This window comes from Streptomyces orinoci (assembly GCF_003121295.1).
In the GTDB taxonomy this organism is placed as follows: domain Bacteria; phylum Actinomycetota; class Actinomycetes; order Streptomycetales; family Streptomycetaceae; genus Streptomyces; species Streptomyces orinoci.
The window spans coordinates 142,894-164,925 of the sequence record NZ_PHNC01000007.1 but is presented as its reverse complement, the minus strand read 5'-3'; the positions used below and the strand labels follow the sequence as shown (position 1 = coordinate 164,925).

Here is a 22,032-nt window from a genome sequence, read left to right as displayed (position 1 = left end):
CTGCTCGGGGGGCCGGACCGCGCATGAGGAGTGCTCTTGCCAGACAAGGCCCAGCCGCTCACCACCCAGCCGGACAAGCCGACTCCACCGGCCGCGGCGGCCGCGGGCACGCCCAGGGAGCAGGGCGGCCCGCAGCGCACGCCCGCCACCAAGCCCAAGGCGGAGCCGCAGGGCAAGGCCGTGCCTCCGACGCCGGCCCCCGCCCGCCCCGCCCCGCCGCCCAGTGCCCCGGCCCGCTCCGGGTCCTCCAGCCGGGTACGGGCCCGCCTGGCCAGACTGGGCGTACAGCGCCAGAGCCCGTACAACCCGGTGCTGGAGCCGCTGCTGCGTATCGTCCGCGGCAACGACCCCAAGGCCGACGCGGCCACCCTGCGCCAGCTGGAGCGCGCCTACCAGGTGGCCGAGCGCTGGCACCGGGGCCAGAAGCGCAAGAGCGGCGACCCGTACATCACCCACCCCCTCGCCGTCACCACCATCCTGGCCGAGCTGGGCATGGACCCGGCCACCTTGATGGCCGGGCTGCTGCACGACACGGTGGAGGACACCGAGTACGGCCTGGAGGACCTGCGCCGGGACTTCGGCGACCAGGTGGCGCTGCTGGTGGACGGCGTCACCAAGCTGGACAAGGTCAAATTCGGCGAGGCCGCCCAGGCCGAGACCGTGCGCAAGATGGTCGTCGCCATGGCCAAGGACCCCCGGGTCCTGGTGATCAAGCTGGCCGACCGGCTGCACAATATGCGCACCATGCGCTATCTCAAGCGGGAGAAGCAGGAGAAGAAGGCCCGCGAGACGCTGGAGATCTACGCCCCGCTGGCACACCGGCTGGGCATGAACACCATCAAGTGGGAGCTGGAGGACCTCGCCTTCGCGATCCTCTACCCCAAGATGTACGACGAGATCGTCCGGCTGGTCGCCGAACGCGCCCCCAAGCGTGACGAATACCTGGCCACCGTGATCGACGAGGTGCAGTCCGATCTGCGCGCGGCCCGGATCAAGGCCACCGTCACCGGCCGCCCCAAGCACTACTACAGCGTCTACCAGAAGATGATTGTGCGCGGCCGGGACTTCGCCGAGATCTACGACCTGGTGGGCATCCGGGTCCTGGTGGACACCGTCCGCGACTGCTACGCCGCGCTGGGCACCGTGCACGCGCGGTGGAACCCGGTGCCGGGGCGGTTCAAGGACTACATCGCGATGCCCAAGTTCAATATGTACCAGTCGCTGCACACCACCGTGATAGGCCCCAGCGGCAAGCCGGTTGAGCTGCAGATCCGCACCTTCGATATGCACCGGCGCGCGGAGTACGGCATCGCCGCGCACTGGAAGTACAAGCAGGAGGCGGTCGCCGGAGCCTCCAAGGTCCGTACCGATGTGCCCAAGCACGCCGGCAAGAACCAGGACACCGTCAATGACATGGCCTGGCTGCGGCAGTTGCTGGACTGGCAGAAGGAGACCGAGGACCCGGGCGAGTTCCTGGAGTCGCTGCGCTTCGACCTCTCCCGCAACGAGGTCTTCGTCTTTACGCCCAAGGGCGATGTGATAGCGCTGCCGGCCGGCGCCACCCCGGTGGACTTCGCCTACGCGGTGCACACCGAGGTCGGCCACCGCACCATAGGCGCCCGGGTCAACGGCCGGCTGGTTCCGCTGGAATCCACCCTGGACAACGGGGACTTGGTGGAGGTCTTCACCTCCAAGGCACCTGGCGCCGGACCGTCCCGCGACTGGCTGGGCTTCGTCAAGTCCCCCCGCGCCCGCAACAAGATCCGCGCCTGGTTCTCCAAGGAGCGCCGGGACGAGGCGATCGAGCAGGGCAAGGACGCCATCGCCCGCGCCATGCGCAAGCAGAACCTGCCGATCCAGCGGATCCTCACCGGGGACTCGCTGGTCACCCTGGCGCATGAGATGCGCTATCCGGACATCTCCTCGCTCTACGCGGCCATCGGCGAGGGCCATGTGGCGGCCCAGGGCGTGGTGCAGAAGCTGGTCCAGGCGCTGGGCGGCGAGGACGCGGCCACCGAGGACATCGAGGAGAGCGCCCCCATCCGCACCCGCTCCAAGCGGCGCTCCAGCGCCGATCCGGGCGTGGTGGTCAAGGGCGTTGACGATGTCTGGGTCAAACTGGCCCGCTGCTGTACGCCCGTTCCCGGCGACCCCATCATCGGTTTCGTCACCCGGGGCAATGGCATCTCGGTGCACCGGGCGGACTGCGTCAATGTGGACGCGCTCTCCCAGCAGCCCGAGCGGATCATCGATGTCCAGTGGGCGCCCACCCAGTCCTCGGTCTTCCTGGTGGCCATCCAGGTGGAGGCGCTGGACCGCTCCCGGCTGCTGTCGGACGTCACCCGGGTGCTGTCCGACCAGCACGTCAACATCCTCTCGGCGGCGGTGCAGACCTCCCGGGACCGGGTGGCCACCTCCCGCTTCACCTTCGAGATGGGCGACCCCAAGCACCTGGGCCATGTGCTCAAGGCGGTGCGCGGCGTGGAGGGCGTCTATGACGTCTACCGGGTGACCTCGGCCCGCAGGCCGTAACAGCGCATATGCGAAGACGGCCCCGGCGAAACCTCGCCGGGGCCATCTTCCTTGCTATGGGCCGGAGTTCAGCCGCCGAACTCCTCAAGTCCCTTCAGCGCCTGGTCCAGCAGCGCCTTGCGGCCCTCGAGCTCCTTGGCCAGCTTGTCGGCCTTGGCCTGGTTGCCGGCCGCACGGGCCTTGTCCACCTGCTCCTGGAGCTTGTCCACGGCCGCCTGCAACTGGCCGGTCAGACCGGCCGCGCGGGCCCGCGCCTCGGGGTTGGTGCGCCGCCACTCGGCCTCCTCGGCCTCCTGGATGGCGCGCTCCACGGCGTGCATCCGCGCCTCGATCTTCGGCCGGGCGTCCCGCGGCACATGGCCGATGGCCTCCCAGCGTTCATTGACCGAACGGAACGCCGCCCGGGCCGCCTTGAGGTCGGTGACCGGCAGCAGCTTCTCCGCCTCGGCCGCCAACTCCTCCTTCAGCGCCAGGTTCTGCTGCTGCTCGGCGTCGCGCTCGGCGAACACCTCACCGCGCGCCTGGAAGAAGACGTCCTGGGCGCCGCGGAAGCGGCTCCACAGCTCGTCCTCCGCCTCGCGCTGGGCGCGTCCGGCGGCCTTCCACTCGTTCATCAGCTCGCGGTAACGGGCCGCCGTGGCACCCCAGTCGGTGGATCCGGACAGCGCCTCGGCCTCGGCGACCAGCTTCTCCTTGGCCTTGCGGGCCTCCTCGCGCTGGGCGTCCAGCGAGGCGAAGTGCGCCTTGCGCCGCTTGGAGAACGCCGAACGGGCGTGGGAGAAGCGGTGCCACAGCTCGTCATCGGTCTTGCGGTCCAGCCGGGGCAGCCCCTTCCAGGTGTCCACCAGGGCGCGCAACCGCTCGCCCGCCGACCGCCATTGCTCGCTGGCCGCCAGCTCCTCGGCCTCGGCGACCAGGGCCTCCTTGGCGGTACGAGCCTCCTCGGACTGCTTGGCCTTGGCGGCCTTGCGCTCCTCACGGCGCGTTTCGACCAGGGCGACGAGCTGGTCCAACCGGGCCCGCAGCGCGTCCAGATCGCCGACCGCGTGATGCTCCTCGACCTGGCTGCGCAGGTGCTCGATCGCGGTCAGGGCGTCCTTGGCGGACAGGTCGGTGGTCTTGATCCGGCGCTCGAGGAGGCCGATCTCCACGACCAGGCCCTCGTACTTGCGCTCGAAGTAAGCGAGGGCCTCCTCGGGACTCCCCGCCTGCCACGAACCGACGACCTTCTCGCCGTCGGCCGTACGCACGTACACCGTCCCCGTCTCATCGACGCGGCCCCATCGGTCGCTGCTCACAGCGCCTCCTCCACATGATGCCGGGGCCGGTTCACGGCCCTCGGGCATCGTCCACAGGTGTCCCGGCGGGTCTCTGCCCCAGCCGGTCCGACGGCTTGATCAGTTGAGTGATGATTCCTGTGCTGACCGGGTCCCCGCAGCCGCCGGAGCAGGCACCCTGCACAACGCCAACATAGGCGAACGGTGGCCCGGCTGTCCGTATCCCGCGCGAACGGAATTTCCGACCGCGGTGATCTCGGGCCGCCCGCTCAGGACTTGGTGACGGTCGCCTTGTCGATCACTGCGGTGGCGTTGGGCGCACCGTCCCCGGGGTTGCCCTGCGCACCCGGCTGGGCACCCGCCCCGGCGATCTTCTGGACCGTCTTCAGGCCCTCGGCGTCCATGGTGCCGAAGGGGGTGTACGAGGGCGCCAGCGGGCTGTCCTTGTAGACCAGGAAGAACTGGCTGCCACCGGTGTTGGGACCGGCGTTGGCCATCGCCACGGTGCCCGCGGGGTAGACCACCGAGCCCGGCTGCGCGTCCGGGGACTTGTCCGGCTTCAGGCGCGCGTCCTTGAGGTTCTCATCCGGGATGGAGTACCCCGGCCCGCCCTGGCCGCTGGCCGTGGGGTCGCCGCACTGCAGCACATAGATGCCCTGCGTGGTCAGCCGGTGGCACTTGGAGTGGTCCAGAAAGCCCTGCGCGGCAAGGAAGTTGAAGGAGTTGACCGTGTGCGGCGCCTTGTCGGCGTCCAGCTTGATGCCCACCGCACCACAAGTGGTCTGCAGACTCATGGTGTACGAGGCCGACTTGTCGATGCTCATCGACGGCTCGGACTTCCACTGCTTGGTGGAGGCGGAGCCGGGCAGCGGCTTCTTGCAGGGGTCCGGGCCCTTGGTGGGGGTGGGGGTGTCCGCGGCGTCCGCGGCGCTGTCCTTCTTGCCGTCGCCGCTCAGCGCGCCGGTGGCGTAGGCCGTCGCACCGCCGGCCAGCACCACGGCGAGGCCGGCCGCGATCACCGCGTTGCGGCGGCGGGCCTTGCGCCGCTCGGCGTCGCGGCGTTCCTGCTGCCGCTCGAACTTCTCCCGGGCGAGCTGCCGCCGCCGCTGCTCGTTACTGACCACCGGGTCGTCTCCTCGTACCGTCTCGTCCGACATAGCACTGTGTTGCGAGTGTGCCCGTACCGTATACGGGTTCGCGGCGACGGGAGTGCCGCCGGTAGGCTCTGATCCACCGAGACACTCACCGACCGATAAGGACGAACGTGCTGATTGCCGGGTTCCCCGCCGGGGCCTGGGGCACCAACTGCTACCTGGTCGCCCCCGCCGCGGGCGAGGAGTGCGTGATCATCGACCCGGGCCACCAGGCCGCCCAGGGCGTCGAGGAAACGCTGCGCAAACACCGCCTCAAGCCGGTCGCCGTCGTCCTCACCCATGGCCATATCGACCATGTCGCCTCGGTCGTCCCGGTATGCGGGGCGCATGATGTGCCCGCCTGGATCCACCCCGCGGACCGCTACATGATGAGCGACCCGGCCAAGGCGCTGGGCCGTTCCATCGGCACCCAGCTGCTGGGTGAGCTCACCGTGGGCGAGCCGGACGACGTCAAGGAGCTCTCCGACGGCAGCCGGCTGGAGCTGGCCGGGCTGGAGTTCACCGTCGCGCACGCGCCCGGCCATACCAAGGGGTCGGTGACCTTCCGGCTGCCCGAGACCGCCGAGGTCCCCTCGGTGTTCTTCTCGGGCGACCTGCTGTTCGCCGGCTCCATCGGACGCACCGACCTGCCCGGTGGCGACCACGCCGAGATACTCGAGTCGCTGGCCCGTGTGTGCCTGCCGCTCGACGACTCCACCGTGGTGCTGTCCGGCCACGGCCCCCAGACCAGCATCGGCCGGGAGCGCGCCACCAACCCCTATCTGCGGCAGGTGGCCCAGGCGCGGTCCGGCCACGGAGACGGCACCCCGGCTCCGCGACGAGGAATGTGACGAGAGACTTCCAGTGAGCACCTTCAAGGCCCCCAAGGGCACTTACGACCTGCTTCCGCCCGATTCCGCCACGTACCTGGCGGTTCGCGAGGCCATTGCCGCGCCGCTGAAGCGCGCCGGCTACGGCTATGCGGAGACCCCGGGCTTCGAGCAGATCGAGCTGTTCTCCCGTGGCGTCGGTGAGTCCACCGACATTGTGACCAAGGAGATGTACACCCTCACCCAGCGTGGCAGCGAGCAGCTGGCGCTGCGCCCGGAGGGCACCGCCTCGGTGCTGCGGGCCGCGCTGGAGGCGAATCTGCACAAGCAGGGCAATCTACCGGTCAAGCTGTGGTACTCCGGCTCCTACTACCGCTATGAGCGCCCCCAGGCCGGGCGTTACCGGCACTTCTCCCAGGTCGGCGCGGAGGCCATCGGTGCCGAAGACCCGGCGCTGGACGCCGAGTTGATCATCCTGGCGGTGGACGCCTACAAGTCGCTGGGCCTGAGGAACTTCCGGCTGCTGCTGAACTCGCTGGGCGACAAGGAGTGCCGTCCCGCCTACCGGGCCGCCCTCCAGGACTTCCTGCGCGGTCTGGACCTGGACGAGGACACCCGGCGCCGGATCGAGATCAACCCGCTGCGGGTGCTGGACGACAAGCGCGAGGCGGTGCAGAAGCAGCTGGTGGGCGCCCCGATGCTGCGCGACCACCTGTGCGAGGCGTGCAAGGCGTACCACGAGGAGGTCCGGTCGCTGCTGACCGCGGCCGGTGTGGAGTTCCAGGACGACGAGAAGCTGGTGCGCGGCCTGGACTACTACACCCGTACCACCTTCGAGTTCGTCCACGACGGCCTGGGCGCCCAGTCCGCGGTCGGCGGCGGCGGCCGCTATGACGGACTGTCCGAGATGATCGGCGGACCGGCGCTGCCCTCGGTCGGCTGGGCGCTGGGTGTGGACCGTACCGTGCTGGCGCTGAAGGCCGAGGGCATCGAGCTCCAACTGCCCGCGCCCACCCAGGTGTTCGCGGTGCCGCTGGGGGAGGAGGCGCGCCGGGCGCTGTTCTCCGTGGTGACCGAGCTGCGCCGGGCGGGCCTGGCCACCGACTTCGCCTTCGGCGGCAAGGGCCTGAAGAACGCGATGAAGTCGGCCAACCGCTCGGGCGCGCGCTGGGCGCTGGTGCTGGGCGAGCGTGATCTGGCCGAGGGCGTGGTGCAGTTGAAGGACCTGGCCAGCGGAGAGCAGACGGCTGTCGCGATCGACGCGGTCGTCGGTGAACTCCTCGCCAAGGAGTCCTGACCGTCCGCCGCTTGGTGCAGAATGGGCGGCAACCTAGTGATGGGACCGATACCGCTATGACCACCTCGGCACTGGACCGCTCCGACACCGACGATGTGGAGCGGGACGGTCCCGCCACGGGCGCCGTGGGCGGCAGCCGGGCGTTCGCCTGGCTGCTGGTGGTCACCGGTGCGATGGGGCTGCTGGCGGCCTGGGTCATCACCATCGACAAGAACAAGATTCTTGAAGCCAAGGTGGCCGGGAAGTCCTACACCCCCGGGTGCAGCCTCAACCCCATCGTCTCCTGCGGCAACATCATGGAGAGCAAGCAGGCCCATGTCTTCGGGTTCCCCAACCCGATGCTGGGCCTGGTCGCCTACGGCATCATCATCTCCATCGGCCTGGGGCTGATCGCCGGAGCCCGCTACCGCCGCTGGTACTGGCTGGGCATGCAGGCCGGCTGCCTGTTCGGCGTGGGCTTTGTGACCTGGCTGCAGTACCAGTCGCTGTATGTCATCGGCTCGCTGTGCCTGTGGTGCTGCCTGGCCTGGGTCGCCACCATCTTTATGTTCTGGTACGTGACCCTGCAGAACATCCGGCATGGCTTCATCCCGGTCCCGGAGAGGCCGCGGCGGGCACTGCTGGAGTTCCACTGGGTGGTGCCGGTGCTGTGGATCGGCGTGATCGGCATGCTGATCCTCACCAGGTGGTGGGACTTCTGGACGGGCAGCGGGGCCTGAGCCCGCGGCCCGCTGTCAGTGGGGTGACATAGGGTTTCCGTCGTGGAACCCGACCTGTTCACCGCGGCCGCAGAGGACCGCCAGGAGAAGGACCCGGCAAGCAGTCCGCTGGCCGTCCGGATGCGCCCGCGCACCCTGGACGAGGTGGTGGGCCAGGGCCATCTGCTCAAGCCCGGCTCACCACTGCGCCGATTGGTAGGCGAGGGGGGCGGCGGTCCGGCCGGTCCGTCCTCGGTGATCCTCTGGGGGCCGCCGGGGATCGGCAAGACCACTCTGGCCTATGTGGTCAGCCAGGCCACCAACAAGCGCTTTGTGGAGCTGTCCGCCATCACCGCCGGGGTGAAGGAGGTACGGGCGGTCATCGACGGCGCCCGCCGCGCCTCGGGCGGGTACGGCAAGGAGACCGTGCTCTTCCTGGATGAGATCCACCGTTTCAGCAAGGCCCAGCAGGACTCGCTGCTGCCCGCGGTGGAGAACCGCTGGGTCACGCTGATCGCGGCCACCACCGAGAACCCCTACTTCTCGGTCATCTCCCCGCTGCTGTCGCGCTCGCTGCTGCTGACGCTGCAGGCGCTCACCGATGACGACCTGCGCGGCCTGCTGCACCGGGCGCTCACCGACGAGCGCGGGCTGGCCGGGGCGGTGACCCTGCCGGAGGACGCCGAGGCGCATCTGCTGCGGATCGCCGGGGGAGACGCCCGGCGGGCGCTGACCGCCCTGGAGGCGGGGGCCGGTTCGGCGATCGCCAAGGGCGAGACCGAGATCAGTCTGCAGACGCTGGAGGAGGCCGTCGATCGCGCGGCCGTGCGTTACGACCGCGACGGCGACCAGCACTATGACGTGGCCAGCGCGCTGATCAAATCCATCCGGGGCTCGGATGTGGACGCGGCGCTGCACTATCTGGCACGGATGATCGAGGCGGGGGAGGACCCCCGGTTCATCGCCCGGCGGCTGATGATCTCGGCCAGCGAGGACATCGGGATGGCCGACCCCACCGCCTTGCAGACCGCCGTGGCCGGGGCGCAGGCGGTGGCGCTGATCGGCTTCCCGGAGGCGCGGATCGTGCTGGGGCAGGTGACGGTGGCCCTGGCGCTGGCGCCCAAGTCCAATGCGGCCTATCTGGCGATAGATGCCGCGCTGGCGGATGTCCGGGCCGGGCTGGCCGGGCCGGTGCCACCGCATCTGCGGGACGGGCACTACAAGGGTGCGGAGAAGCTGGGGCATGCCCAGGGGTATGTCTACCCGCACGATCTGCCGGGCGGGATCGCCGCCCAGCAGTACGCTCCGGACGCGGTACACGGCAAGCGGTACTACGAGCCGACCCGGCACGGGGTCGAGGCACGGTACGCGGACGTGGTGGAGCGGGTCCGGGCCCGCTTGCGCGGGGAACCGGCGGGGGAGTAGGGCGCCCCGTAAGGGGCGCGGGGCGGCTGCATTGTGCGGCTCCGCCGCGTGGGCGCGACCAGCCACTGACGGCCCGCACCGGAAACGCAGCCGGATCCCCCTATGCAGCCGCCGCCTCGAAAAGACGGTGCATCGCCCGCCGCAGACCGTGGACGTCACCCACCGGCTCCGGGAAGTCGAACCGGGCGTCGAAAGAACCGGTGGCGCCGGCGAAGCGCACCCGCAGGCCGAAGCGGTCCAGGGCAAGCGGCACGACGCGGTCGCCCGGGGCCCAGGAAAAGCGTTCGTCCAGCAGGCTGCGCAGGGACCGCACCTGGTCCCCATGCCCGGAGTGCAGATGCTGCAGCAGCTCCGCCTCGTGCCCGGCCAGCGGATCGGCCTGGGCGGCGGCGAAGGCGGGACCGTCCACCCGCTCGGTGCCCCAGAGGTCGTCCACGCTCGCCTCGCCGAACTCCAGGCGCACCATCGCCTTGCCCGGCTCGGCCGCCCCGGGCACGGTCGTCAGCCAGCCGGAGAGCCAGGCCCGGCCCCGGATACGGTGGGGGACGGCGACCGGGGCCACATCGGCGAGCTCCAGTACCGCCGGGAGCTCGTCGTCCTGGGCATGGGTGGCGATGCGTACGGCGGGGGAGTCGGCCGGGAAGAGCAGGAACACATCGCCGTCCGGTCCCACGGTGCGCGCCTCGGGCACCAGCTGTTCGGGGCGGGCCGGGTCCAGGCCGGGAATGAGCAGCACCGCGGAGCATGTACCCTGTACGAGAGTTCGTGTGCGCTCGGCTGCTGACGGCATCCGGGCGGTTTCAAGTCCGCTGGGACGCGGCTGACCACGATCTGATCGGACCTCCGTCGCCTCGACGCCCTGGATGGCGTCGGTCTTCTTCGTGCTGTCCGTGATGTGACTGGTGTTCCCACGGCGAGACATGCGATCTCCTTGAGTAAGGTGAGCCTAACCTAACCTATTTCGGAGGTCTGGAGAACGTGCCTAACCAGTCGCGTCCCAAGGTCAAGAAGTCCCGTGCGCTCGGCATCGCGCTGACGCCGAAGGCCGTCAAGTACTTCGAGGCCCGTCCCTACCCGCCGGGTGAGCACGGCCGTGGCCGCAAGCAGAACTCGGACTACAAGGTCCGTCTGCTGGAGAAGCAGCGTCTGCGCGCCCAGTACGACATCAGCGAGCGCCAGATGGCCCGCGCCTACGACCGCGCCAAGAAGGCCGAGGGCAAGACCGGCGAGGCGCTGGTTGTCGAGCTCGAGCGCCGGCTGGACGCCCTGGTGCTGCGTTCCGGCATCGCCCGGACCATCTACCAGGCCCGTCAGATGGTCGTTCACGGCCACATCGAGGTCAACGGCGGCAAGGTGGACAAGCCGTCCTTCCGCGTCCGTCCCGACGACGTGGTGACCGTCCGCGAGCGCAGCCGCTCCAAGCACCCCTTCCAGGTCGCCCGCGAGGGTGGCTACGCGGGTGAGGGCGAGACCCCGCGCTACCTGCAGGTCAACCTGCAGGCGCTGGCCTTCCGCCTGGACCGGGAGCCCAACCGCAAGGAGATCCCGGTGATCTGCGACGAGCAGCTCGTCGTCGAGTACTACGCCCGTTGATCCTGGCGTAACGCGCTCTTTGCCCAGCCCGTCGTCTCCCCGGCCTTCGCGGCCTGGGGAGCGGCGGGCTCGCGCGTTCTCCGGGCCCGTTTTCCGGCCCGGAACCGAGCACAAAACGCGGTACGGGCGCCGGTGTCCGGCGCGATAAGGTCGGTATCCGACGTCCAACGACCAGCGACGATCAGCAGGGAGCGGTGCAGCGTGTCCGGTGGAGAAGTGGCCGGGATCCTGGTGGCCGTCTTCTGGGCGATCCTGGTGTCGTTCATCGCCCTGGTCCTGGTGCGTCTCGCGCAGACGCTCAAGGCGGCCACCAAGCTGGTCGCCGATGTCACGGAGCAGGCGGTGCCGCTGCTCGCCGACGCCTCCGCGACCGTACGCTCCGCCAACAGCCAGCTGGCCCGTGTCGACTCCATCGCCGCGGACGTCCAGGAGGTGACGGCCAACGCCTCCGCGCTCTCCTCGACCGTCTCCACCGCCTTCGGCGGCCCGCTGGTCAAGGTGGCCGCCTTCGGCTATGGAGTACGGCGCGCGCTGGGCCGCAGGAACGAGCCGGAGCAGTCCCGCACCGTGATCGTCGGCAAGAAGCTGCCGTCCGCCCGGCGCGGCGGCCGCCGTACCCGTGGGAAGGGCTGACCAGAGAAATGTTCCGCCGCGCTTTCTGGTTCACCTCCGGTGTGGCCGCCGGTGTGTGGGCCACCACCAAGGTCAACCGCAAACTCAACAAGCTCAAGCCGGACAGCCTGGCGCTGCAGGCGGCCGACCGGGCCGTCCTGGCCGGCCGCCGGGTCAAGCTCTTCGCCCTGGACGTCCGCGACGGCATGGCGCACCGGGAGGCGGCGCTCAAGGACGCGCTCGGCCTGACCGCCGGGCCCGGGCCGGAGCGCCATGAACTCCCCGAGCAGCGCCGGCTGGTCGCACTCGAACAGCCCCACCCCTACCACTCGCTCACCCGGAAAGAGGACCACTGATGGAGTCGGCTGAAATCCGCCGCCGCTGGCTGCGCTTCTTCGAGGAGCGCGGGCACACCGTCGTCCCGTCGGCGTCGGTCATCGCGGACGACCCGACCCTGCTGCTGGTCAACGCCGGCATGGTGCCCTTCAAGCCGTACTTCCTCGGCGAGGTCAAGCCGTCCTTCAACCGCGCCACCAGCGTGCAGAAGTGCATCCGCACCCCCGACATCGAAGAGGTCGGCAAGACCACCCGGCATGGCACCTTCTTCCAGATGTGCGGCAACTTCTCCTTCGGCGACTACTTCAAGGAAGGGGCCATCAAGTACGCCTGGGAGCTGCTGACCACTCCGGTGGCCGACGGTGGCTACGGGCTGGACCCGGAGAAGCTCTGGATCACCGTCTACCTGGACGACGACGAGGCCGAGCGGATCTGGCGGGACGTCATCGGCGTGCCCGCCGAGCGGATCCAGCGCCTGGGCAAGAAGGAGAACTTCTGGTCCATGGGCGTCCCCGGCCCCTGTGGTCCCTGCTCCGAGATCAACTACGACCGCGGCCCGGAGTTCGGCCCCGAGGGCGGCCCGGCCGTCAACGACGAGCGGTATGTGGAGATCTGGAACCTGGTCTTCATGCAGTACGAGCGCGGCGCCGGCGAGGGCAAGGAGGACTTCCCCATCCTCGGCGACCTGCCCGCCAAGAACATCGACACCGGCCTCGGCCTGGAACGCCTGGCGATGATCCTGCAGGGCGTACAGAACATGTACGAGACCGACACCCTGCGCGTGGTCATCGACAAGGCCACCGAGCTGACCGGCGTCCGCTATGGCACGGCCCATGACACCGATGTCTCGCTGCGGGTGGTCGCCGACCATATGCGCACCTCGGTGATGCTCATCGGGGACGGCGTCACCCCCGGCAACGAGGGCCGCGGCTATGTCCTGCGCCGCATCATGCGCCGCGCCATCCGCAATATGCGCATCCTGGGCGCCACCGGGCCGGTGGCCGGTGAGCTGGTGGACACCGTCATCAAGAAGATGGGCCAGCAGTACCCGGAGCTGGAGACGGACCGCAAGCGCATCGAGACCGTCGCGCTCGCCGAGGAGGCCGCCTTCCTCAAGACCCTGAAGGCCGGCACCAACATCCTGGACACCGCGGTCAGCGACACCAAGGCCGCCGGTTCCACCGTGCTGCCCGGCGAGAAGGCCTTCCTGCTCCACGACACCTGGGGCTTCCCCATCGACCTCACCCTGGAGATGGCCGCCGAGCAGGGCCTTTCCGTGGACGAGACCGGCTTCCGCCGTCTGATGAAGGAACAGCGGGAGCGCGCCAAGGCCGATGCCAAGGCCAAGAAGACCGGCCACGCCGACCTCTCCGCCTACCGTGAGCTGGCCGACAAGGCCGGGGAGACCGACTTCACCGGCTACACCCGGACCGAGAACGAGGCCACCGTGGTCGGCCTGCTGGTGGACGGTGTGCCCTCGCCCGCCGCCACCGAGGGCGACGAGGTGGAGGTCGTACTGGACCGTACGCCCTTCTACGCCGAGGGCGGTGGCCAGCAGGCCGACCAGGGCCGGATCAAGCTGGACAACGGCGCGGTCATCGAGGTCCGGGACGTCCAGAAGCCGGTGCCGGGCGTCAACATCCACAAGGGCGTCGTCCAGGTCGGTGAAGTGACGGTGGGCGCCTCGGCGTACGCCGCCATCGACGTCACGCGCCGCCGGGCCATCGCCCGCGCCCACAGCGCCACCCACCTCACCCACCAGGCGCTGCGCGACGCCCTGGGCCCGACCGCCGCCCAGGCCGGTTCGGAGAACGCCCCGGGCCGCTTCCGCTTCGACTTCGGTTCGCCGGCGGCCGTTCCCGGCACGGTGCTCACCGATGTGGAGCAGCGGATCAATGAGGTGCTCTCGCGGGAGCTCGACGTCCAGGCCGAGATCATGAGCCTGGACGAGGCCAAGAAGTCCGGTGCCATCGCCGAGTTCGGCGAGAAGTACGGCGAGCGGGTACGCGTGGTGACCATCGGCGACTTCTCCAAGGAGCTGTGCGGCGGTACGCATGTCGCCAACACCGCCCAGCTGGGCCTGGTGAAGCTGCTGGGCGAGTCCTCCATCGGCTCCGGGGTGCGCCGGGTGGAGGCGCTGGTGGGTGCCGACGCCTATAACTTCCTGGCCCGGGAGCACACGGTGGTCTCCCAGCTCACCGAGCTGGTCAAGGGCCGCCCGGAGGAGCTGCCGGAGAAGATCTCCGGAATGCTCGCCAAGCTCAAGGACGCCGAGAAGGAGATCGAGCGCTACCGCGCCGAGAAGGTGCTGGCCGCCGCCGCCGGACTGGCCCAGGACGCCAAGGACGTCCACGGGGTGGCCCTGGTCACCGGGCAGGTGCCGGACGGCACCGGCGCCGACGATCTGCGCAAGCTGGTGCTGGACGTCCGTTCCCGGCTGGGTTCCCGGCCCGCCGTGGTGGCGCTGTTCACCGTCGCGGGCGGCCGTCCGCTGACCGTGATCGCCACCAACGAGGCCGCCCGTGAGCGTGGGCTCAAGGCCGGTGACCTGGTGCGTACCGCCGCCAAGACGCTCGGTGGCGGGGGCGGCGGCAAGCCGGACGTGGCCCAGGGCGGCGGGCAGAACCCGCAGGCCGTGGGCGAGGCCATGGCCGCCGTGGAGCGGCTTGTCGCGGAAGCGGTCTGAGGCCGTGCGACGCGGCAGACGCATCGCCGTCGATGTCGGGGACGCCCGGATCGGGGTCGCCAGCTGCGACCCCGACGGGGTGCTGGCCACCCCGGTGGAGACCGTGCCCGGCCGGGACATCCCGGCCGCGCACAAGCGGCTGGCGGCGATCGTCGAGGAGTACGAACCCATCGAGGTGGTCGTCGGCCTGCCCCGCTCGCTCAGCGGGCGGGAGGGACCGGCGGCCGCCAAGGCGCGCACCTTCGCCCGGGAGATGGCCCGGCGCATCGCCCCGGTGCCGGTGCGGCTGGTGGACGAGCGGATGACCACCGTCACCGCCGCCCAGGGGCTGCGCGCCTCCGGTGTGAGCGCCAAGAAGGGACGTTCCTTCGTCGATCAGGCGGCGGCGGTGGTCATTCTGCAGAGCGCCCTGGAGACCGAGAAAAGCTCCGGGCGCCCCCCCGGCGAAGCCGTCGAAGCGGTCATCTAATCGCGATACGGTAACCTTCCGCGCGACATGGCAGCTGTTCGAACGCCATCCGTACAGGACCAGACGATCGGACCGCGCTCCCCCGGGAGCGTCCACCGGCTGCCGCTGTGCGGCTCTAGGGGATAGATGACTGAGTACGGCCGGGACTCCGGCTCCCAACCGTGGCATCCCGGCGACCCCCACTACGGGGAGCAGGGCTACGAGGGGCAGCAGTACCCACAGCAGTCGCAGCAGCCACAGCAGCCGTACTACGGCCACCCGGAGCAGCAGCAGTATGGGTGGGACCCCGCGCAGGGCACGGGGTCCCCCTACGGGCACGCCCCGCAGGCCGGAACGTATCCGCCTCAGGGTGACCCCTACGCGGGGAACGCGCAGGACCATTACGGGGGGCAGGGCTCTTACCCGCCGCCCCATCAGCAGCAGGGCATGCATCAGCAGGGCATGCATCAGCAGACGCATGAGCAGCTGATGCATCAACAGCAGCAGCAACAGCAGCAGCAGGGCGTGCCGCAGCAGCACCAGCATCAGCAACACCAGCCGCAGCAGGAGCAGTGGCAGGCCGATCCCGATCCCGGTGACACCGGCGAACTCTCCTTCTTCGACGGCCTGGCCGGCGGCGCGGAGCCCAAGGCCGAGCCCGGCACCACCGCCGAAGCGGACGACGAACCGGCCGAGGAGAGCCCGCGCGGCCGGGAGCGGCGCGGCAAGGGCAAGGACAAGAAGAACAAGCGCCGCAGCGGCACCGCCTGTCTGGTGGCCTCGGTGGTGCTGCTGGGCACCGTGGGCGGCATCGGCTATGTCGGCTACGACTACTGGGAGACCCACTACGGGCCCGCCCCCGACTACCAGGGCGAGGGCACCGGCCAGGTGCAGATCGAGGTGCCCAAGGGCGCCGGTCTCACCCAGATCGGTGACATCCTGGCGAAGAACGGTGTGGTCAAGAGCGCCCGTGCCTTCTCCGCGGCGGCCTCCGGCAAGTCCATCCAGCCGGGCACCTACACCCTGCGCAAGGAGATGTCCGGCGAGGCGGCGGTCGCCATGATGACCAACGCCGGGAATTTCCTGACCCTGCGGGAGGGCATCCGGGCCGCCCAGGTCTACAAGGCCATCGACGACAAGCTGGGCCTCAAGCCCGGCACCACCAAGGACGTGGCCAAGGCCCAGGCGAAGAACCTGGGGCTGCCGGACTGGGCCGACAGCGCGCCCGACATCAAGGACCCGCTGGAGGGCTTCCTCTTCCCCTCCCAGTACAACGCCGGCAAGGGCACCAAGCCCGAGGACCTGCTGCGGCAGATGGTGGACCGGGCCAAGAAGAACTACGCCGAGCAGGACCTGGACGGCAAGGCCAGGGAGCTCGGCCTGAAGTCGCCGCTCCAGGTGATCACGGTGGCCAGCCTGGTGCAGGCCGAGGGCCGCTACCCGCATGACTTCGACAAGATCTCCCGGGTGATCTACAACCGGCTGAAGCCGGACAACAAGGAGACCTACGGGCTGCTGGACTTCGACTCCACCGTCAACTACGCCAAGAGCCAGAGCACCCTGGACACCGGGTCGGTCAACGACCTGCGCAAGTTCAAGGATCCGTACAACACCTACAGCATCAAGGGACTGCCGCCCGGCCCCATCGGCAACCCCGGCGCCGAGGCGCTGAAGTCGGCGCTCGACCCGGCACCCGGCCCCTGGTACTACTTCGTCTCGGTCAATGAGAACGAGACACTGTTCGCCGTGACCAACGAGGAGCAGAACAAGAACCGCCAGCGCTACGAGCAGGAGCACAAGAAGGCGGCCGGCCAGTGACCGTCCGCCACCGGGCGGCGGTGCTGGGCTCGCCGATCGCCCACTCGCTCTCCCCGGTGCTGCACCGGGCCGCCTACGCCGCGCTCGGTCTCACCGACTGGACCTATGAGCGGTTCGAGGTGGACGAGGCCGCGCTGCCCGGCTTCCTGGACCGGCTGGACGACAGCTGGGCCGGACTCTCCCTGACCATGCCGCTGAAGCGGGCGGTGATCGGGCTGCTGGACGAGGTCAGCGCCACCGCCGCCGCCGTGGAGGCGGTCAACACCGTGGTGTTCACCGGGGATGGACGGCGCGTCGGCGACAACACCGATATCCCCGGCCTGGTGGCGGCGCTGCGCGAGCACGGCATCGGCGAGGTGGACTCGGCGGCGGTGCTGGGCGCCGGGGCCACCGCCTCCTCGGCGTTGGCCGCGCTGGCCCGGGTGTGCACCGGCGAGGTCACCGCCTATGTGCGCGGCGCCGAGCGGGCCGCGCAGATGCGCGGCTGGGGCGAGCGGCTGGGGGTGGCGGTGCGCACCGCCGACTGGTCCCGGGCCGCCGAGGCGCTGGACGCTCCGCTGGTGATCGCCACCACCCCGGCCGGTGCCACCGACGCGCTGGCGGGAGCGGTGCCGGAGCGCCCCGGCACCCTCTTCGATGTGCTCTATGAGCCCTGGCCCACCCCGCTGGCCACGGCCTGGGCAGCGCGTGGCGGATCCGTACTGGGCGGCCTGGACCTGCTGGTGCACCAGGCGGTGCTCCAGGTGGAGCGGATGACCGGCCGGGCACCGGCCCCGCTGGCGGCGATGCGCGCGGCCGGTGAGGCGGCGCTGGCGGCCCGCGCCGGCTGAGCCGGGGAGCGGGCGGCGAATACGGATGGCCGGCGGCTCATGGGCCGGTGCGGTTCCTCCGGTGAGCACCCCATGACCCACGGACGCGGGCCACGTGCGGGTCGTATGTGGCTGGTCGCGCAGTTCCCCGCGCCCCTACGGGGCGCCCCAGCCCAGGCCAAGAGTCGGCACCTGTCGTCTCAGCCACCCGTCCGCATCGCGGACCCGCGCCCGGTGCGGGCGGTCGCCCATGGGAGGATCGGGGCGAGCATTGGCCCGGCACTTGAGGAGCACCGTTGAGCAGGTTGCGCTGGCTGACTGCGGGGGAGTCGCACGGCCCCGCACTGGTGGCGACGCTGGAGGGACTTCCCGCCGGCGTGCCGGTGACCACCGGGATGGTGGCCGACCACCTGGCCCGGCGGCGGCTCGGCTATGGGCGCGGCGCGCGGATGAAGTTCGAGCGCGACGAGGTCACCTTCCTCGGCGGAGTGCGGCACGGCCTGTCCCTGGGCTCCCCGGTCGCGGTGATGGTGGGCAACACCGAGTGGCCCAAGTGGGAGAAGGTGATGGCGGCCGACCCGGTGGACCCGGCGGAGCTGGCCGAGCTGGCCCGTAACGCCCCGCTGACCCGGCCCCGCCCGGGCCACGCGGACCTGGCCGGAATGCAGAAGTACGGCTTTGACGAGGCCCGTCCGGTGCTGGAGCGGGCCAGCGCCCGGGAGACCGCGGCCCGGGTGGCGCTGGGCGCGGTGGCCCGGTCCTTCCTCAAGGAGGCGGCCGGCATCGAGATCGTCTCCCATGTGGTGGAGCTGGCCTCCGCCAAGGCGCCCTATGGCGTCCACCCCAAGCCCTCCGATGTGGAGCGGCTGGACGCCGACCCGGTGCGCTGCCTGGACCAGGCCGCGAGCAAGGCGATGGTCGCGGAGATCGACCAGGCGCACAAGGACGGCGACACCCTGGGCGGTGTGGTCGAGGTGCTGGCCTATGGCGTGCCGGTGGGCCTGGGCTCGCATGTGCACTGGGACCGGCGGCTGGACGCCCGGCTGGCCGGTGCCCTGATGGGCATTCAGGCCATCAAGGGCGTGGAGGTCGGCGACGGCTTCGAGCTGGCCCGGGTGCCCGGTTCGCAGGCGCATGACGAGATCGTCGCCACCGAGGACGGCATCCGCCGCTCCACCGGCCGCTCCGGCGGCACCGAGGGCGGCCTGACCACCGGCGAACTGCTGCGGGTACGCGCCGCCATGAAGCCCATCGCCACCGTGCCCCGCGCCCTGGCCACGGTGGACGTGGCCACCGGCGAGCCGGCCCAGGCGCACCACCAGCGCTCCGATGTCTGCGCGGTGCCCGCCGCGGGCATCGTGGCCGAGGCGATGGTGGCCCTGGTGCTGGCCGACGCGGTGGTGGAGAAGTTCGGCGGGGACAGCGTCGCGGAGACCCGCCGCAACCTCCAGGGTTACCTCGACAACCTGGCCATCAGGTGACCGGGCCGCTGGCGGTGCTGGTGGGCCCGCCCGGAGCGGGCAAGTCCACCATCGGCGCCCTGCTCGCCCGGCGGCTGGAGACCGGCTACCGGGACACCGACGCCGATATCGAGGCGATGGCCGGCAAGCCCATCCCGGACATCTTCCTGGAGGACGGCGAGCCGCACTTCCGCGAGCTGGAGCGGCGGGCGGTGCGGGCCGCGGTCGAGGAGCACCAGGGGGTGCTCTCGCTCGGCGGCGGCGCGGTCATGGACCCCGCCACCCGCGCCCTGCTGGCCGGACTGCCGGTGGTCTTCCTGGAGGTCGAACTCGCCGACGCGGTACGGCGGGTGGGGCTGGACGGCCCGCGCCCGCTGCTCGCGGTCAACCCCCGCAAGCGGTGGCGCGAGCTGATGGAGCAGCGCCGCCCGCTGTACACCGAGGTCGCCCGGGCGGTGGTGCCCACCGGCGGCCGTACTCCCGCCCAGGTCGCCGATGCGGTGATCGAGGCCCTCGGCCTCAAGGGCCCCTGACCGGCAGTCCATCCGGTTTCATAGAGAAGTTCCAGCAAGTTCCATCCAGTTCCGTCCAGTGAGGAACCCATGACCGACGCCCCCACCCGCATCCATGTCGCAGGCAGCGCGGGCACCGCACCCTACGAGGTTCTGGTAGGGCACCAACTGCTGGGCGAGCTGCCCGAGTTGATCGGCAAGGCGGCCCGGCGGGTGGCCGTGGTGCACCCCGAGGCACTGGCCGCCACCGGGGAAGCGCTGTGCGAGGACCTGGCCGCCCAGGGCTATGAGGCCATCGCCATCCAGGTGCCCAACGCCGAGGAGGCCAAGACCGCCGAGGTGGCCGCCTACTGCTGGAAGGCGCTGGGGCAGAGCGGCTTCACCCGCACCGATGTGATCGTCGGCGTCGGCGGGGGGGCCACCACCGACCTGGCCGGCTTTGTGGCGGCCACCTGGCTGCGCGGGGTGCGCTGGGTGGCGGTGCCCACCACCGTGCTGGGCATGGTGGACGCGGCGGTCGGCGGCAAGACCGGCATCAACACCGCCGAGGGCAAGAACCTGGTGGGCGCCTTCCACCCGCCCGCCGGGGTGCTGTGCGACCTGGCGGCGCTGGAGTCGCTGCCGGTCAATGACTATGTCTCCGGCCTGGCCGAGGTGATCAAGGCCGGCTTTATCGCCGACCCCGCCATCCTGGAGCTGATCGAGGCCGACCCGGAGGGGGCCCGCAGCCCCGGGGGCCCGCATACCGCGGAGCTGATCGGGCGGGCGATCCGGGTCAAGGCCGAGGTGGTCTCCAAGGACCTGCGGGAGTCCGGACTGCGGGAGATCCTCAACTATGGGCACACCCTGGCGCATGCCATCGAGAAGAACGAGCGCTACAACTGGCGCCATGGCGCGGCGGTTTCGGTGGGCATGGTGTTCGCCGCCGAACTCGGCCGGATCGCCGGACGGCTGGACGACGCCACCGCCGACCGGCACCGTGCGGTGCTCTCCTCGGTGGGGCTGCCGGTGACCTACCGGGGCGACCAGTGGCCCAAGCTGCTGGAGACCATGAAGATCGACAAGAAGACCCGGGGCGACCGGCTGCGCTTTATCGTCCTGGAGGGCCTGGCCCGGCCGGCCGTGCTGGAGGCACCGGATCCGGCCATGCTGCTGGCCGCGCACGCGGAGATCGCGGCGTGAGCGCGCGGGTGCTGGTGCTCAATGGGCCCAACCTCGGGCGGCTGGGTTCGCGGGAGCCCGATGTCTATGGCTCCACCTCCTACGCCGGGCTGGTACGCGAGTGCACCGCGCTGGGCGCGGAGCTCGGCCTGGCCGTGGAGGTCCGGGAGACCAATGACGAGGGCGAGCTGGTGCGCTGGCTGCATGAGGCGGCCGACGGGGCGCTGCCGGTGGTCATCAACCCCGGTGCGTTCACCCACTACTCGTACGCCCTGCGGGACGCGGCCGCCCAGCGCACCGCCCCGCTGATCGAGGTGCACATCTCCAACCCGCATGCCCGGGAGGAGTTCCGGCACACCTCGGTGGTCTCGGCGGTGGCCAGCGGCACCATCGCCGGGTTCGGCATCGGCTCCTACCGGCTGGCGCTGCGCGCCCTGGCGGACGAACTGGCGGGCTGACCCGGCCGCTTGAGGGCACTTTCCGGGCCGGCGGGCCGTTGACCGCCCGGCGGCCCGCCGCGGCCGTCTCGGGTAACCTCAACCCGCCCAAACGCCAGTACGAGACGGAGTGCCAGTCGGATGCAGCACGCAGGGGGAGAGCCGCTGCCACCAAGGGGGGACGGCCGGCGGCCGATACCGGCCGCGCCCGGCTGGGCGGCCCCCGCTCCCCGGCCGGTGAGCCCGCCGCCGGTTCCCGGGCCGCCGCCCCCGCCCGGACACTTCCCGGCACCGCCCGCCCCCGCCGCGCCCGCGCAGGCCGTACCCGCCGCGCAGGCCGTACCCGGGACCACCGTCCCGGCCGACGCCCTGCGGGCCCCGGTGGCGGTGCTGCTGATCGGCCCGGCGGGCGCCGGAAAGACCACCGTGGCCCGCCACTGGGCGGACACCCGCGCCACGCCCACCGCCCACATCAGCCTGGACGACGTCCGGGAGTGGGTGCGCTCGGGCTTCGCCGACCCCCAGTCCGGGTGGAACGACCACTCCGAGGCCCAGTACCGCCTCGCCCGCCGCACCTGCGGCTTCGCCGCACGTAACTTCATCGCCAACGGCATCTCCTGCATCATCGACGACGCCGTCTTCCCCGACTGGCCCTCGGTGGGCCTGGGCGGCTGGAAGCGGCATGTGGGCCCCGGCCTGCTGCCCGTGGTGCTGCTGCCGGGCCTGGAGGTGGTGCTGGAGCGCAACGCCGAGCGCAGCGGCAACCGCCGCCTCGGTGACGAGGAGGTGGCCCGTATCCACGGCCGGATGGCCGGCTGGTACGGCTCCGGGCTGCCCATCATCGACAACTCCCAGCAGGATGTGGCCACCACCGCCCGGCTGCTGGACGAGACCGTCACCCGCGCGCTGACCGCGCCCGGCGGCTGGTAAAGCCCGGTCGGACGCGCTGGAACGGACGGTTCCGGTCG

At 70.9% G+C, this 22,032-nt stretch carries 20 protein-coding genes; 17 read left to right on the top strand and 3 right to left on the bottom strand.

The window, feature by feature from the left end:
• Nucleotides 1–36: 36 nt before the first annotated feature.
• Nucleotides 37–2,532 (top strand): RelA/SpoT family protein, encoded by a 2,496-nt coding sequence (locus CV755_RS04630; protein WP_109278844.1) that lies wholly within the window; start codon nt 37–39, stop codon nt 2,530–2,532.
• 68 nt (nt 2,533–2,600) lie between these two features.
• Here the strand turns inward: CV755_RS04630 and CV755_RS04625 are convergent, their stop codons facing one another.
• Both CV755_RS04625 and CV755_RS04620 read right to left on the bottom strand, forming a co-directional pair.
• Nucleotides 2,601–3,830 (bottom strand): DUF349 domain-containing protein, encoded by a 1,230-nt coding sequence (locus CV755_RS04625; protein ID WP_109278842.1) that lies wholly within the window; start codon nt 3,828–3,830, stop codon nt 2,601–2,603.
• A gap of 248 nt (nt 3,831–4,078) precedes the next feature.
• Nucleotides 4,079–4,933 (bottom strand): peptidylprolyl isomerase, encoded by an 855-nt coding sequence (locus tag CV755_RS04620; protein WP_109278841.1) that lies wholly within the window; start codon nt 4,931–4,933, stop codon nt 4,079–4,081.
• A gap of 140 nt (nt 4,934–5,073) precedes the next feature.
• Between CV755_RS04620 and CV755_RS04615 the strand changes: the two genes are divergently transcribed.
• Genes CV755_RS04615 through CV755_RS04600 form a run of 4 tightly spaced genes read left to right on the top strand, consistent with a single transcriptional unit; the run spans nt 5,074 to nt 9,192 of the window.
• Nucleotides 5,074–5,793, top strand: a complete 720-nt coding sequence (locus CV755_RS04615; protein WP_109278840.1) for an MBL fold metallo-hydrolase — start codon at nt 5,074–5,076, stop codon at nt 5,791–5,793.
• A 13-nt stretch (nt 5,794–5,806) separates the two neighbouring features.
• Complete coding sequence (hisS, locus tag CV755_RS04610; protein ID WP_109278839.1) at nt 5,807–7,069, top strand: histidine--tRNA ligase; 1,263 nt, start codon at nt 5,807–5,809, stop codon at nt 7,067–7,069.
• 56 nt (nt 7,070–7,125) lie between these two features.
• Nucleotides 7,126–7,788 (top strand): vitamin K epoxide reductase family protein, encoded by a 663-nt coding sequence (locus CV755_RS04605; protein WP_109278838.1) that lies wholly within the window; start codon nt 7,126–7,128, stop codon nt 7,786–7,788.
• Nucleotides 7,789–7,830: 42 nt separating this feature from the next.
• Nucleotides 7,831–9,192 (top strand): replication-associated recombination protein A, encoded by a 1,362-nt coding sequence (locus tag CV755_RS04600; RefSeq protein WP_109278837.1) that lies wholly within the window; start codon nt 7,831–7,833, stop codon nt 9,190–9,192.
• Nucleotides 9,193–9,292: 100 nt separating this feature from the next.
• Here CV755_RS04600 and CV755_RS04595 read toward each other — a convergent pair whose 3' ends face one another.
• Complete coding sequence (locus tag CV755_RS04595) at nt 9,293–9,982, bottom strand: DUF2470 domain-containing protein (RefSeq protein ID WP_109278836.1); 690 nt, start codon at nt 9,980–9,982, stop codon at nt 9,293–9,295.
• Nucleotides 9,983–10,170: 188 nt separating this feature from the next.
• Here CV755_RS04595 and rpsD point away from each other — a divergent pair, with 188 nt between their 5' ends.
• The 12 genes from rpsD to CV755_RS04535 all read left to right on the top strand — a co-directional run bounded on the left by rpsD (nt 10,171) and on the right by CV755_RS04535 (nt 21,994).
• Nucleotides 10,171–10,785 carry a 30S ribosomal protein S4 gene (gene rpsD / locus CV755_RS04590; RefSeq protein WP_109278835.1) on the top strand — a complete coding sequence of 205 codons (615 nt, stop codon included), beginning with the start codon at nt 10,171–10,173 and terminating at the stop codon, nt 10,783–10,785.
• A 201-nt stretch (nt 10,786–10,986) separates the two neighbouring features.
• Nucleotides 10,987–11,418 (top strand): DUF948 domain-containing protein, encoded by a 432-nt coding sequence (locus CV755_RS04585; RefSeq protein WP_109278834.1) that lies wholly within the window; start codon nt 10,987–10,989, stop codon nt 11,416–11,418.
• An 8-nt stretch (nt 11,419–11,426) separates the two neighbouring features.
• A complete protein-coding gene (locus tag CV755_RS04580; RefSeq protein WP_109278833.1) occupies nt 11,427–11,753 on the top strand; it encodes a DUF6167 family protein in 327 nt (108 codons plus the stop codon).
• A complete protein-coding gene (gene alaS / locus CV755_RS04575) occupies nt 11,753–14,419 on the top strand; it encodes an alanine--tRNA ligase (RefSeq protein WP_109278832.1) in 2,667 nt (888 codons plus the stop codon). The genes CV755_RS04580 and alaS overlap by 1 nt, the downstream gene beginning before the upstream one ends.
• Before the next feature lie 4 nt (nt 14,420–14,423).
• Nucleotides 14,424–14,888, top strand: a complete 465-nt coding sequence (gene ruvX, locus CV755_RS04570; protein WP_109278831.1) for a Holliday junction resolvase RuvX — start codon at nt 14,424–14,426, stop codon at nt 14,886–14,888.
• A gap of 126 nt (nt 14,889–15,014) precedes the next feature.
• Nucleotides 15,015–16,685: an endolytic transglycosylase MltG gene (gene mltG, locus CV755_RS04560; RefSeq protein WP_109278830.1), complete on the top strand. Its 1,671-nt coding sequence runs from the start codon at nt 15,015–15,017 to the stop codon at nt 16,683–16,685.
• A complete protein-coding gene (locus tag CV755_RS04555; RefSeq protein WP_109278829.1) occupies nt 16,682–17,515 on the top strand; it encodes a shikimate dehydrogenase in 834 nt (277 codons plus the stop codon). The genes mltG and CV755_RS04555 overlap by 4 nt, the downstream gene beginning before the upstream one ends.
• Nucleotides 17,516–17,790: 275 nt before the next feature.
• Nucleotides 17,791–18,975, top strand: coding sequence for a chorismate synthase (gene aroC / locus CV755_RS04550; RefSeq protein WP_109278828.1), 1,185 nt, complete (start codon nt 17,791–17,793; stop codon nt 18,973–18,975).
• Nucleotides 18,972–19,487 (top strand): shikimate kinase, encoded by a 516-nt coding sequence (locus tag CV755_RS35805; RefSeq protein WP_241560972.1) that lies wholly within the window; start codon nt 18,972–18,974, stop codon nt 19,485–19,487. The genes aroC and CV755_RS35805 overlap by 4 nt, the downstream gene beginning before the upstream one ends.
• 69 nt (nt 19,488–19,556) lie before the next feature.
• Nucleotides 19,557–20,648 (top strand): 3-dehydroquinate synthase, encoded by a 1,092-nt coding sequence (gene aroB / locus CV755_RS04545; protein WP_241560971.1) that lies wholly within the window; start codon nt 19,557–19,559, stop codon nt 20,646–20,648.
• Entirely contained in the window at nt 20,645–21,085 is a 441-nt protein-coding gene (gene aroQ, locus CV755_RS04540) for a type II 3-dehydroquinate dehydratase (RefSeq protein WP_109278827.1), read from the top strand. Before aroB ends, aroQ begins: the two co-directional genes overlap by 4 nt.
• A gap of 120 nt (nt 21,086–21,205) precedes the next feature.
• Nucleotides 21,206–21,994 (top strand): AAA family ATPase, encoded by a 789-nt coding sequence (locus CV755_RS04535; protein ID WP_109278826.1) that lies wholly within the window; start codon nt 21,206–21,208, stop codon nt 21,992–21,994.
• Nucleotides 21,995–22,032: the final 38 nt, after the last annotated feature.

Bases quoted from the DNA above. Each gene is read 5' to 3' on its own strand.
- CV755_RS04535 (WP_109278826.1), top strand. From the start codon at position 21,206: ATGCAGCACGCAGGGGGAGAGCCGCTGCCACCAAGGGGGGACGGCCGG.
- mltG (WP_109278830.1), top strand. From the start codon at position 15,015: ATGACTGAGTACGGCCGGGACTCCGGCTCCCAACCGTGGCATCCCGGC.
- CV755_RS04580 (WP_109278833.1), top strand. From the start codon at position 11,427: ATGTTCCGCCGCGCTTTCTGGTTCACCTCCGGTGTGGCCGCCGGTGTG.
- CV755_RS04595 (WP_109278836.1), bottom strand. From the start codon at position 9,982: ATGCCGTCAGCAGCCGAGCGCACACGAACTCTCGTACAGGGTACATGC.
- aroB (WP_241560971.1), top strand. From the start codon at position 19,557: ATGACCGACGCCCCCACCCGCATCCATGTCGCAGGCAGCGCGGGCACC.
- alaS (WP_109278832.1), top strand. From the start codon at position 11,753: ATGGAGTCGGCTGAAATCCGCCGCCGCTGGCTGCGCTTCTTCGAGGAG.
- CV755_RS04605 (WP_109278838.1), top strand. From the start codon at position 7,126: ATGACCACCTCGGCACTGGACCGCTCCGACACCGACGATGTGGAGCGG.